General features: G+C 45.1%; 11 protein-coding genes. 2 read left to right on the top strand and 9 right to left on the bottom strand.

Annotated elements, in window-relative coordinates; all coding sequences use genetic code 11:
- Positions 1 to 181 precede the first annotated feature (181 nt).
- Entirely contained in the window at positions 182 to 694 is a 513-nt protein-coding gene (locus tag DDR33_RS06780; RefSeq protein WP_109415015.1) for a YciE/YciF ferroxidase family protein, read from the top strand.
- Between the two features lie 249 nt (positions 695 to 943).
- Positions 944 to 2791, top strand: coding sequence for a chloride channel protein (locus DDR33_RS06770; RefSeq protein ID WP_109415013.1), 1848 nt, complete (start codon positions 944 to 946; stop codon positions 2789 to 2791).
- Positions 2792 to 2873: 82 nt separating this feature from the next.
- Here the strand turns inward: DDR33_RS06770 and DDR33_RS06765 are convergent, their stop codons facing one another.
- From DDR33_RS06765 to DDR33_RS06725, 9 genes are all read right to left on the bottom strand, one after another.
- Positions 2874 to 3722: a DUF2911 domain-containing protein gene (locus DDR33_RS06765; RefSeq protein ID WP_109415012.1), complete on the bottom strand. Its 849-nt coding sequence runs from the start codon at positions 3720 to 3722 to the stop codon at positions 2874 to 2876.
- Positions 3723 to 3802: 80 nt separating this feature from the next.
- On the bottom strand, positions 3803 to 5233 hold the full coding sequence (locus DDR33_RS06760) for a family 20 glycosylhydrolase (RefSeq protein ID WP_158280656.1): 1431 nt from the start codon (positions 5231 to 5233) through the stop codon (positions 3803 to 3805).
- Positions 5234 to 5251: 18 nt separating this feature from the next.
- Positions 5252 to 5707: a glycoside hydrolase family 20 zincin-like fold domain-containing protein gene (locus DDR33_RS06755; protein ID WP_109415010.1), complete on the bottom strand. Its 456-nt coding sequence runs from the start codon at positions 5705 to 5707 to the stop codon at positions 5252 to 5254.
- 37 nt (positions 5708 to 5744) lie between these two features.
- A complete protein-coding gene (locus DDR33_RS06750; RefSeq protein ID WP_109415009.1) occupies positions 5745 to 6422 on the bottom strand; it encodes a GDSL-type esterase/lipase family protein in 678 nt (225 codons plus the stop codon).
- A 7-nt stretch (positions 6423 to 6429) separates the two neighbouring features.
- Entirely contained in the window at positions 6430 to 7896 is a 1467-nt protein-coding gene (locus tag DDR33_RS06745) for an Mce/MlaD family protein (protein ID WP_109415008.1), read from the bottom strand.
- 41 nt (positions 7897 to 7937) lie between these two features.
- Positions 7938 to 8915 carry a DUF1501 domain-containing protein gene (locus DDR33_RS06740; protein ID WP_109415007.1) on the bottom strand — a complete coding sequence of 326 codons (978 nt, stop codon included), beginning with the start codon at positions 8913 to 8915 and terminating at the stop codon, positions 7938 to 7940.
- Positions 8912 to 10198: a sugar MFS transporter gene (locus tag DDR33_RS06735; RefSeq protein WP_109415006.1), complete on the bottom strand. Its 1287-nt coding sequence runs from the start codon at positions 10196 to 10198 to the stop codon at positions 8912 to 8914. The genes DDR33_RS06740 and DDR33_RS06735 overlap by 4 nt, the downstream gene beginning before the upstream one ends.
- A 1-nt stretch (position 10199) precedes the next feature.
- Positions 10200 to 11396 carry an AGE family epimerase/isomerase gene (locus DDR33_RS06730; RefSeq protein ID WP_109415005.1) on the bottom strand — a complete coding sequence of 399 codons (1197 nt, stop codon included), beginning with the start codon at positions 11394 to 11396 and terminating at the stop codon, positions 10200 to 10202.
- 1 nt (position 11397) lies between these two features.
- Positions 11398 to 12330, bottom strand: a complete 933-nt coding sequence (locus tag DDR33_RS06725; protein WP_109415004.1) for a DUF4434 domain-containing protein — start codon at positions 12328 to 12330, stop codon at positions 11398 to 11400.
- Positions 12331 to 12341 lie beyond the last annotated feature (11 nt).

Below are 12341 nucleotides of genomic sequence, written 5' to 3'. Positions count from 1 at the left end.
ATCAAGAATAATCAATAGCTATACATAGTCATTTCCAGCATATATCGCCCCACACACAGCTTGCACAAGAAGTCTGAGAAATCGAGACTGCGAACCATCCAGAGGTGTCAATATAAAAAATCAGAAACTTTCTTTTCTACTTCTTGTATTGTAATTAAACTATTTGAAAAACATTTAAAATATGGCAACTACAAATCAAGAACAGAGCATGCCCAACGCACATCTTCACGAACTTTTTGTTGACGAGTTGCGGGATATCCTGGGAGCAGAAAAACAATTATTAAAAGGCCTGAAGAAAATGGCTTCAAGCGCAGGCAGTGAGACATTAAAAACAGCTTTTGAAACACACTACAATGAAACTGAAGGGCAGATTGAGCGCTTAAAGAAAGCCTTTCAATCGCTGGGTCTAACTGCAAGAGCAAAAAAGTGTAAAGCAATGGAGGGATTGCTGGAAGAAGCAGAAGAAATCATTGAAAGCTTCGAGGATAAAGCAGTGCTTGATGCTGCACTTATCTCCGCCGCTCAGAAGGTAGAGCACTACGAAATTGCGAGCTACGGATGCCTGGTTACATACGCTAAACTGATGGAACATACAGAGGCCGGAGAGCTGTTAGCTGCTAACCTGGAAGAGGAAAAAAACACAGACGTTCTGTTAACAGAAATTGCTGTGAGCGAATCCAATGCTGCAGTATAAAGAACTGGTGGTTAACATTCTGACAGGGTGGAATGTTAACCATCTTCTGAATACCTTATCTCCTCTGCCAAATTTGGGGATCTCCCTGGACCGCTATCCGGAAGACAAGCTCATATCATTCAGTGTGACAACGACATTCACTCATTATACTTTGTATGTAAAGCCAATTTATCTAAGTTTGCAAATCAAAAGTCATGCGTTTCTGCCATCAGACCTGCATCAACATAACAATTCAAACTGTTTCAACTATTGGAGAAATTTAATACTATAAAGAAATATCACAGCTTCCTGCGGTTTAAAAGGGATTTCACAAAGTACGGGATAAAAAAAGCACGAAGCTTTGAGATATTTATCCATTGGCTAAAGAGCAAACTCTCCAGGAACCAATTTCTTATATTTTCAGGAATACTTGTGGGTATTACTGCCGGACTTGCCGGAGTTCTTTTGAAATCACTTGTCGCTTACATCCATTACATCATTCACGGAAAGGTTCATTTTAAAGATCAGATCTTCTTCTATTTAGTATTTCCCTTCCTCGGAATAGTACTTACAACGGCGATCGTGATTCTCTTCTTCAAAGGCCAGGACCGCAAAGGAATTCCCGCCATTCTATATGAAATAGCTCAGAATTCCAGCCTTGTATCATCTGTGAAAATGTACTCTCAGATCATCCAGAGCGCTGTGACTGTAGGACTTGGCGGATCGGCCGGACTTGAAAGTCCCATAGCGGTAACGGGTTCCGCCATTGGTTCTAACTTCGCCAGGAGATATAACCTCGACTACCGAAACAGGACGCTCCTGCTCGCGGCCGGTGCAACTGCGGGCATTGCATCCGCGTTCAACGCACCTATTGCTGGTGTGATGTTTGCATTTGAAGTGTTGCTTACAGGTGTGGTATTTTCTGACTTTATTCCTCTTGTAGTGGCTGCTGTATGCGGTAGTCTTCTTTCAAAGATAATTTTGAACGAAGATATACTGTTTCATTTTAAAGCAAGAAACGAGTTTAACTATGCCAATACTCTTTTCTATGTAGTTCTGGGAATTGCAAGTGGATTATATGCACGTTATTTTGTTGTGATTTCCTCCTGGATAGAGCATTTATTCAAATCGCTCAGGGTTTCGAAAATGCAAAAGGCGATGATTGGCGGTGCCCTTCTTTCGCTGCTGTGTCTTTTACTCCCACCTCTTTTTGGAGAAGGTTATCAAACCATTAAGGATATCACGAACGGGCAAATAAGCAAAGTTCTCGATAATAGCTTTTTAGGATATATCAACTACAACGAATGGATTGTTATTGCCTTCCTCGGCCTGGTATGTCTTCTTAAAGTATTTGCAACAGGAATAACCATCCAATCAGGAGGTAACGGAGGCAACTTTGCTCCCTCACTGTTTGCCGGCGGAATGCTCGGATTCTTTTTTGCCAGCATATGCACACAACTGGGGTTGGAGAATGTTCCATCTTCAAATCTCGTACTGGCAGGAATGGCCGGAGTGATGAGCGGGGTGATGTATGCTCCTTTAACAGCCGTATTCCTCATTGCCGAATCAAGCGAGGGATATGACCTTTTCATTCCCCTTATGATTGTTACAGTGATTTCCTATCTTATGGCCAGGTGGTTTTCGCCCATAGCACCCGACCTTGAAGAAATGGCCAGGAAAGGAAAAATTTTCACAAAAGAGCATGATAAAAACCTTCTTTCACTTTTAAACACATCAAATCTCATTGAAAGAGAGTTCCAGAAAATATCATCTTCAGCCTCATTCTCCGAGCTGCTCCAGCTGATAAAGAATGGACGAAGAAATGTAATAGCCGTAATTGATCAGGAAGGACACCTTGAAGGAACAATAAGTCTCGATGACCTGCGGCCATATATGTTCAATCCGGAAGCAATTCAAAGCTTAACGATAAGGGAACTGACTAAGATGCCATCAACTGTGATAGACACAGAAAAAGACGTTGTCAGCATTATCAGGATGTTTGATGAATCGGGTGCATGGAACTTACCGGTCACTGATGCTGACGGGCGCTTCCTTGGATTCATCTCCAAATCCAATATATTGATGAAGTATCGTCAATTGCTGAAAGAATATTCATAAATACCACTTAAATAAATGGGATGTAATCCTCACTTACTTAAGTGGTGTGTTATTGGCAGTAACCCGCACAACAACCTGGTGGTTATTTACCGGCCTCAGCAATCAGTTTCTTGTTCAAAGCTACATAATCAGGGTTCTTCTGAGCTTCCGCCTTTTTCATGGAACTGTTGGCCGACGCTATTGCTCCCTTCTTGTCGCCTTTCTTTAACTGGATCTTCGCTTTCAGGTGTTCGATATAGTAAGCATCAGGCTGAGCTTTAACAGCTTCGTTTACCCAGCTAAGCGCCTTATCCAAATCAAGACCTTTTTCATAATACCAGCTTGCAGCCTGGAAGTAAGGCTTCTTTTCACCCTGCATCGCTGTTTCTATTGAAGCAAGTATCTTTTGATCTATATCAGCTTTAACATTGAATCCAACCATCACATTGGCCCAAAGCAATTGAACGTCGATGCTATTAGCAGTCTGATTGGCAAAGAGAATTGTAAAATTCTCAATGTCAAAAGGTAAATGCTGAGGAACCGCTGTAAACCTCACCAGGTCATCGGCCTCGGAATATCCTATAGATCCCCAGAGCGTAAGCTTTTTACTCAGGATAAAGGTCCACTGGTCATTACCGGGGATAGAGTATAAGGCATACTCACCGGCCGACACTGCCTTTCCGTTAACAGTAACGTCTTCACCAAACTTAATTTTTGTAGGAGAATTTGCGCCTGTCCTCCAAACCTCACCATAAGGCACAAGATCGCCGAAGATTGTTCTGCCTTTCATTGCAGGCCTGGAATAGCTGACGGAAATGTTCGACAAAGCAAAATCCTGGCTGATGGATTGAGTTGGACTGGGCGCAGGGGTTTTGATTCCCTGTGCAAAACCTGGTGCAGCAAAGACCAGGGAAACAACAGCAATTGTTAAAATTTTTCTTAGAGATTTCATGAAACAAAGTTAATTGCTTACTTAGCTTTTAAAATACGAACTATTAAAATTTATAAGCAATTATTATCTCATTTCTACTTTCAGCCTTCCTGGTTAGCAATCCTTTTCTCAAGCTCCTTCAACGTAACGTTCAGTATTCTTCCTAACGGTTTACCTTTCCGGTAAGTAACCGCTTTAATGCGTGCAACACCTTTCGGAAACTTCAGATATCCGCCGGTATATCTGGTGCTGAAGTGGTCGGGGTGTGTTTCATCCAGCGTATAGTAGATTTCGGCATCGTCTAACTCACATTTAAGTGTAACCTGCAACTCTTCCAATTTCCCACGGCTGGCCTCTACATAGGGATCATAAAGGCTTTTAGCATAGTTAACGGACTGATAATCCAGCCGTTTCAAATGCATTTCCGTTCGCCCGACGAAATCAGACCAGTTCTTTCTATCTTTTTGCGACCATAAGATTTCAGATAGTGCAAAGGAACGCGGCCAGGTCATATATTCAGCATGGCGGAAGGTAGGAACAAATTCCGTCCAGAGACACCCCTGCCCTCCCATTACTTTCTCTTTATCGACAGAATCAGGAAGGATATCGTAATGATAAGTAGCCCGCAGCCGCCCCTTTCCGTAAGTGAGGGGCTCCAGGGCGGGATCACCCTGATATAAGTCCCAGTAAGCATACCCCCATGGAGTAACAACAGTGGCGTGTCCTCTTCCTGTTGCATCTCTGGTTCCTGCAGCTCCGTAGCGCGACATAACAGCTATATCGGATGAAAGGGAGCCTCCTTCAAGGATCTCATCCCAGCCGATCATCTTCTTGCCTTTAGACGCCACTATCCGGGCCATTCTTTTGATAAAATAGCTTTGTAAGGCTATACTGTTAGGAAGGTGCTCCTTCTCCATCAGGACCTTGCATTTACCGCACTTCTCCCAGAAACCTTTATAGGCTTCATCACCGCCAATATGCAGGTATTCCCCGGGAAAGAGGACAGCTGCTTCTCCAAGTATTTTCTCCATCACGATGTAAGAGGAATCATTGCCCGGACAGAGTGCATTATCTTCTTTTCTGTAAAAATCCGTTCCGGGACTCACTTCGTATTGTTGTCCTGTACAGGATAAATGCGGATAAGATGCAATCAAAGCGAGGCTGTGGGCCGGAACATCTATTTCAGGAACAATCCTGACGAATCGGTCCGCAGCGTACTGAACTACTTCCCGTATATCATTTTGAGTGTAATACCCTCCATACGCTGGCTTTTCACCGGGCTCAGATCCGCTAAAGCTTCCCCACGGGCCAGTTCTCGGCACGCGCCATGCACCTGTCTGTGTAAGCCGCGGCATGCTTTTTATTTCCAGCCGCCAGCCATGATCATCCGTGAGATGCCAGTGAAAAACATTGTATTTGTACTGTACCATCTGGTCAATGTAGCGCTTCACCTCTTCCTTAGTAAAGAAATGACGGCTTACGTCCAGCATCAAACCCCGGTAGCCAAAGCGGGGATAATCTGTTATTTTCACAGCAGGGATCATAATTTCCTATCTCCCTCCTTTTTGGGCACACATCTCAATCGGGATAATTTGAAGCAGCGTTTGCAGTCCATAAAAGATCCCTGCTGCCTCATTTGCATTTATGACAATGCCTTCAGGCCTGACAGTGAGTTTATATCCTTCCTTTCCGATAGCAGAATCGAAAGTTCTATTGAGTAAAAGCATAAGAGAGCGGTTTCCGGGACGCGTTGGTATGCTAAGGCGTAAGCCGGTAAGGGAGTCAAGCTGCTCCAGAAAAACATATGCTGTTTTCCGAAGCAAGGTGTCATTTGAAGATAAAACCAGAGGTACTCTTTCACTTAACAGGAAAGATCCTTTTAACTCAACTACCTCGGCCGGCTTAGGAATAATCATAATCTTGCCTGGGGAGGCTTTTGCATCTAAACCGCCGCCCATCAGCCGGAGACATGTAAAAAGGCAAAATATCTTATTTAGATTTCTCATAATCAAAACACTAACTTATTCTACATAATCAATACTTTTACCTGAAATATTTTCCATTTATAAGGCAGCTCTTCCATAGGGCGTATCCGGCCGCGGTCAGATGCAGGCCGTCATTGGTGTATTTCCGGTCAAGTTTACCCTGCCTGTCCGTAAAATATCCATAGAGATCAACGTAAGCATAAAGTCCTTCTTTCTCACCAGCTTTAAGGGCTTTATTAACTTCCCGGATGTGCTCAAGCTTATCCTGATGCCTCTTAAATTCAATAAACTCATTATTGGTGGGAAGGATACTTTGAACATAGATCCTTGTTGCCGGCGACCCGGAACGGATAGCTTTAATAATGTTCCTGTAGTTCCTGATAATAATTGAATCAGGCACGTCATGTGAAATATCGTTAATGCCTATCATAAGATATAATGCCACCGGTCTGCGCCGGATAACGTCGTCAAGCCGGTGCAGCACACCGAAAGTGTTATCAGCACTGATGCCTCTGTTAAGGATTCCACTTATACCAAAAATCTCATTCCACTCAGCAATATCGGTGATGCTGTCGCCAAGAAACATGACAGGAGCTTTATTATCCTCACTTCGGAACATCCGGTACTGGCTCACCTTCTGCTGGTAATAAGTAGTGTTGTACGATGAATCAACTTGTGCCTGTAAAGCAAACGGAAACAAAGCAAATGCTGCAAGATGAAACAGGAAATATCTCATCGCCCGGCTATTGAACGTCAACTCTTATTTCCCGGTCCATCTTGTTTACAGGTGTATCTTTATATAAACGCAAAGAAGGGGTATCCGAAATGTTATTTGCGCCTATGCTGTATGCAAACCCGCTCAACCCGCTGCTGAGACTGATAAGCGCCCTGTTTCCATCCACTTTTATAGATTTAATGGCACCGGCTTCCTCCTTTCCATCCCTGTAAAGCACAAAATTTCCGGTTTTCATACCACTTACTTCGTCTATCCTTTTATTAAAAGACACCACAATCATATTATTCCCCTGTTTAACCGCCCGGAGAGGTTTTGGAGTATCGTTGTAGATATATCCGCCAAGATGATATTCATAAGAGGTCCAGGTATCATATCCGTACCGGGGGACTTCTTTATTAAACATTTTCACCCAGAAGGATGATTTGATCATGTTCTTTGCAGAACCCTGATCGGCCTGAAAACCCAGCGGAAGTTTCGGAAATTTTGCCCGGATGGGGTCGGTGAATACCTGGTACGTCTTCATATAATCCGCCGGTAGGTCGCTTTCGGGTTTTACCCAGTCAGGCCAGTGGGTTTGGATGAAATGAATGTCCGGTTTTACCTGCTCCACTATCGCTGGTGCATCCAGGCCATGGTCTTCACGAAGTTTTTCTACGGAAGCCGGACCGACATTTACTCCGAGGCTCCAGGTTGCTACCAGGATATCCGGCCGGGCTTCACGAACCCCTCCTTTACCGTTGTATATCTCATTTTGAAAATTGGTAACACCATCTACCCTGAACTGGATCCATTTGGTATATATATCCGGAATTTTGGTGTAGTAATTAACAGCACCGGGATTTGTAAAATCAGGCATTTCGGCGTTGTATTGGTCTTTAAAAGCTTTGCGGGCTACAGGACCGACATCGCCATAGCGTCCGGTTCGGATCGCATCCCATTCCGGGAAATAGGTTTCGGCCATTTCCACTCCATCGAAAGGGTAGTCCTTCACAAGCTTTACCAGGGCCTTCTTTTTCCATTCGGTAAATTCTTTATTAAAAAGTGAAAAAAATGTAAAGCTGCCGCCGTTGGCTTCTTTCGTCATTTCCATTTTCCAGTTCTCCCAGCCGACGGGAAGACCTTTAGTTGAATAGGTGCCATTTCCCACCACCATCAGCCATACCGGCATATTCCTTTTATGAAAGGCTTCTATAAGCTCCCGGTTTACCTCGTTCTCGTTCACTACAAAATAATGAACAGCATGATATCCGGCGAGCTCCACCTCCTCTGCAATGCTTTCCACCGAACGGTTCCTGTAATAAGGAAATGTTGGATCAATCTGCATGGTAGCTCCGTGAAGGGCCCTGTATTTAAGAGATACGGTATCTGTAGCAGGTATCTCGTTTTCCTGCGAATCAGCTGTTCTGGTATGCCTGCATGCAAGCAGGCTGAAAGGAAGTAAGAATACAAAAAAGTAGAGTTGAATGATTCTCATTATACTTTATATTACAATATCTATCAAACTAAAATTATCAATCAGATAAAAATATTTCGATTTGTAAGGAACTGGCATTGACCGGGGTCGTCAAAGCACCATGATCGAAATATTTGTTCAGGTAATCCTGCCGCATTTATTCTGGCCTCATCGTCCGTTCCGGCCGAAGGATGCAAAATTCCCTTTACATTAAGACGTGATCCTATCAGCCATGCACACCCCACGTTGCCATGATCGGTACCGCGCCTGCTATTCTCCTTCAGAGACCGGCCAAATTCTGAATAGGTTAAAATGACGGTGTTGTCCATCTGCCCGATGGCCTCTATATCTGATACAAAAGCACTGACAGCGCTGCTGTATGTACTCAGGAGAGCACCTTGTCTTTGGCTTTGAAATTGATGGGTGTCAAATCCGTCAAGGGAAATATGAAAGACATTCGCATCGGATCCTGAACGGATTGCCTCTGATATCCGCGAAAGTCCTTCGGAAAAATCACCACTCGTACAAGCTGTATAATCTGGTATAAACGGAGAGCTGGAAGCCAGGTGTTTGCCCTGGTCTCCATTAAAGACCCGGACGGGAAATTTATCTTCATGCTGACTGTTTCCGGGGGCAAGCCAGGTATCGCCGTTTTCGTTGTCCGAACGGTGCCATATCCGGAAGGCTTCGTAATGAGAGGACTCCTGTAGGGAATGTCCAAGTTTATTCAGAAACAATACCCGGCCTTTTGCGTGAAGCAGGGCGAGTTCTTTCAAAGCCGGGTTGAGACCGTAATGATCGTTTAAAGGAATTAGCTCGCTGCGCTGCAGGGCAAGGGACGGACGCGATCTATAGTAAAGCTCATTATTGCAGGGAACAAGTGTATTCCACCCGTCATTCCCCCCCTGAAGATAAATCATTACCAGGCGTTTTTGGCCGCGTGCTTTTTCTTTATCTGAGAGCATCTGATAGAGTATCGCCGGAACAGCAAGCGATCCCGCTGCCAGCCCGGTATGTTTTAGAAAACTTCTTCTTTTCATAATTCAGTTTTAATAAATGCCGGTGACAAATCTGCTGCCTCTTTTGATTTCGCCTTATAGCCATTAACGGCATAGAACAGGATATAGCCATAACATATCACAGGAAGCGTAAATGATAACTGCCACGAGTAATGATCGATCAGGTATCCCTGGAGATAGGAAATGACGGCTCCGCCTGCAATAGCCGTGGAAAGCATTCCCGAGCCAAGCGTGGAGTACTCTCCTAATCCATTAATGGCGAGAGAGAAAATGATGGCAAACATAACAGAATTGCACAGTCCGACGCCAATCATAGTCCATACTGCAATTATACTACCCGAGTTGACAGACAACAGGATCAGGGCCATAGCTGCACAGGTACAGCAGCATAGAACAGCCTGCGGGCGGAGAAACTTCAGCAGCCATGAACCGAGAAACCGCCCGGCCATCATGCCGCCCCAGTAGAAGGCGACATATCCGTTCGCTTCTGATTCGCCGATATGAAGCTTTTCGCTGATATAGTTGGTAAGAAAGGTTCCCACTGCCACCTCGGCTCCTACATAAAAGAACAATCCGGCGATTCCAAACTTCAGATTTCTGAATTTCAGAACATTCCGCACATTAACCTCCTGTTCCCGTCCGCCTGTTCCACCTGACTTGAGACGCGGCAGCGACAAACTTTTTACAGCGAAGGCGATAACCAGCAAGACCAGTGCGATTCCCAGATAAGGATAACGGACCGCAGCACTCGATGACCCGGTAACGTCGAGGCGGGAAAGGATAAAATGAGCACCAAACACCGGCGCCGCGGTGGTGCCCAGGGATCCTATCCCCTGGATAAGCGTTAAACGGGATGATGCGGTTTGTGCCGGCCCCAGAATCGTGATATAAGGATTGGCGGCAACCTGCAACAGTACAATTCCAACAGCAAGCACAAACAAAGCCGCCAGGAAGAGGTAATACTGATGGATAACCGAAGCCGGGTAAAACAACAAAGCGCCCAGGGCGGCAATTGAAAAACCAGCTACCATGCCGTTCTTATAACCGATCCTCTCCACTATTTTACCAGCCGGGACAGACATCACGGCATACGTGAGAAAAAAATAAAACTGCACCAGCGATGATTCGGCATAACTCAACGTAAACCCCTTTTTAAAAAATGGCACCAGTGTATCATTCAGACATGTAAGCAAGCCCATCATGAAGTAGAGCACCGCAAGTGACATAAGCGCAGGGGTATAATTCCTGCCATCTCCGGAAGCTTCCTCCGGTGATGCAACATTCTGCAAAGGAATATTTGCCATGTTAATATGCTTTTATGCTTCTGTCTTCCTTTTCAAGGATGAGTTCGAGCGTTTTCCAGCCCTGATACAGCGCACGCGGTACATGAAAACAGCCTTTCCATTTTCCACCCTTCAGGGGCAATAACACTTCCCCCTGTCTGTTAAGATAACCAAACCACTCCCCTTTTTCGGCGTCCCTGAAACGTTCCCAGGTATAGTCATGCAGCCTTTCAAACCAATAAAGACAACGTGCGTCACCAGTATGGCGGTACCCCTTCAACATGCATACTATGGCCTCTGCATGTACCCACCATAACTTTTGATCCCATTCCAGCTGCTGGGGCGGATGACCTTTGATATCAAGGAAATAAAATATTCCTCCGTGCTCCTTATCCCAACCGTATTCAAGCGCATTGAATGAGATCTCCAGGGCTTTGCTGATCAGTGCCATATCATTCCTCCGTTCGGCCAGATCCATCATAAACCACATGGCTTCAAGGACATGACCAGGGTTAACAAGGCGCCCTTCAAAGGTGTCACTGAAACTTCCGTCGGGATTGACGCTTTCGAGAATCAAACCCGACGCAGGCTGATAGAACGTGTCCATGACCGTACTGATCCCTCCGGCGATCGTCTGTTCAACCAGCCGAGGCTCCAATATATGTTCAATTTCGAGAACCAGGTTTGAGAGGATCATCGGCAACGAAAACGACCTGAGCGGCCGTGTTCCGGGAAAAGCTTTTGAATACTGCCCTTTAGGATTTTCAGCCCTTGTGAGAATGCGGTGAAAGGTATCGGCTGCAATATCACAATATCCCTTATCATTCGTCGCCTTGTATAACTGGGCAAACGCCATGGTTGCGAAACAATCGGAAAAAATGTTATAAGGCTGAACAATAGGTTTTCCCTCCCGGGTGAGCGAAAAATACCAGTCACCTTTTGCATCACGTCCTGATTTTTCCAGGAACCGTGCCCCGTGAAGAGCGCAGTCAAGCCATTCCTGTTTCTTCTCCAGCTGATTCCAGAGCATAGAAAATGTCCATACCTGGCGCGCCTGCAACCATACAAACTTATCGGTATCAAACACCCGGCCTTCCCGGTCGAGGCATGTAAAATATCCTCCGTACTCTTTGTCAGGAGAATTCTTCAGCCAAAAAGGCAAAACATCATCCATCAGGCTGCCGGCGTACAGCGCAGCATAACTGCTAAGATCTTTCATATTATAGTCTTTTAATATATTCCTTGTATCTGTCGAATAAATGACCGGCCTGCAGATAGGCAGACTGAGGGCTTAAAAAATGTGAGAATTCAAAGGTGATAGCCTTGTCGAAACCAGCCCGCCGGGCCGCCTCGAGTTTCATGCGGAGTTTTTCGAACTTGATAGGAAGATATTTGATCGGCATATCGCGGTCGAATGTTTCCGCATTCGTCCAGCACTCCATGTTGTACTTACGCGCCAGGCGTTTATTAATCTCGAAAAAACCGTCGAGTTCATGAAATTCGACATGTCCGTCCTGGAAAGCTACCGCGTCAACGAATTTACTGATACCATCAAAGATCTCGTCCCATTCCTCTTCATGTTGTTTCAGTGTCACCGCATCTTCTTTGGTAAGAGTAGATGAAAAAGACTGAACCGTTTTCTTTCCGTCAATCCAGGGCGAAATGAATGTGGGAAGATTACCGGAAATATCTTTACAATGCTTTCCCAGCTTGGCATACAGGTCGATAATCCCGCCTGTCCGGCGACTGATCTCCTGTGATAAGTACCAGCCTTTGAACGATTTAAAATGTCCGTACTTCTTCCATACTTCATCAATGACCTTCATATTCAGGTCGATCTCCTTCTGAAACTGGTTGTTTGCCCAGTACTTTCCCGAGTCGTACAGGCCGAAGTAAAATTTCATCCCATGTTTTTCAGCCAGCTCAAGAAACAGTTGCACCAGGTCTACCGGCGGCTCGTAACACCCCTCCTCTTTAATTAAAACTTTTGAAGGGTAACTGATAAAGCGGTGCAAGCCGCTTCGTATCAGGTAAACGGAATCAATTCCGACTGATTTCATGTGCGAGAAATCAGCATCCCACTCCGCGCGTCCCCAGTTCTGGTGGGGAATATCGATGCTGATCTCATCCAAAAAAGTGCCTGTAATTTTCATTTGAATGTTAG

The organism is Pararcticibacter amylolyticus, from assembly GCF_003130405.1.
Lineage (GTDB): Bacteria > Bacteroidota > Bacteroidia > Sphingobacteriales > Sphingobacteriaceae > Arcticibacter > Arcticibacter amylolyticus.
The sequence above is the reverse complement of the archived record's forward strand: the minus strand, read 5'-3'. Positions and strand labels throughout refer to the sequence as shown.

What these genes read in the sequence shown, in the direction of transcription:
- DDR33_RS06765 (WP_109415012.1), bottom strand. Translation starts at nt 3,722, where the DNA reads ATGAAATCTCTAAGAAAAATTTTAACAATTGCTGTTGTTTCCCTGGTC.
- DDR33_RS06780 (WP_109415015.1), top strand. Translation starts at nt 182, where the DNA reads ATGGCAACTACAAATCAAGAACAGAGCATGCCCAACGCACATCTTCAC.
- DDR33_RS06750 (WP_109415009.1), bottom strand. Translation starts at nt 6,422, where the DNA reads ATGAGATATTTCCTGTTTCATCTTGCAGCATTTGCTTTGTTTCCGTTT.
- DDR33_RS06725 (WP_109415004.1), bottom strand. Translation starts at nt 12,330, where the DNA reads ATGAAAATTACAGGCACTTTTTTGGATGAGATCAGCATCGATATTCCC.
- DDR33_RS06755 (WP_109415010.1), bottom strand. Translation starts at nt 5,707, where the DNA reads ATGAGAAATCTAAATAAGATATTTTGCCTTTTTACATGTCTCCGGCTG.
- DDR33_RS06745 (WP_109415008.1), bottom strand. Translation starts at nt 7,896, where the DNA reads ATGAGAATCATTCAACTCTACTTTTTTGTATTCTTACTTCCTTTCAGC.
- DDR33_RS06735 (WP_109415006.1), bottom strand. Translation starts at nt 10,198, where the DNA reads ATGGCAAATATTCCTTTGCAGAATGTTGCATCACCGGAGGAAGCTTCC.
- DDR33_RS06740 (WP_109415007.1), bottom strand. Translation starts at nt 8,915, where the DNA reads ATGAAAAGAAGAAGTTTTCTAAAACATACCGGGCTGGCAGCGGGATCG.
- DDR33_RS06730 (WP_109415005.1), bottom strand. Translation starts at nt 11,396, where the DNA reads ATGAAAGATCTTAGCAGTTATGCTGCGCTGTACGCCGGCAGCCTGATG.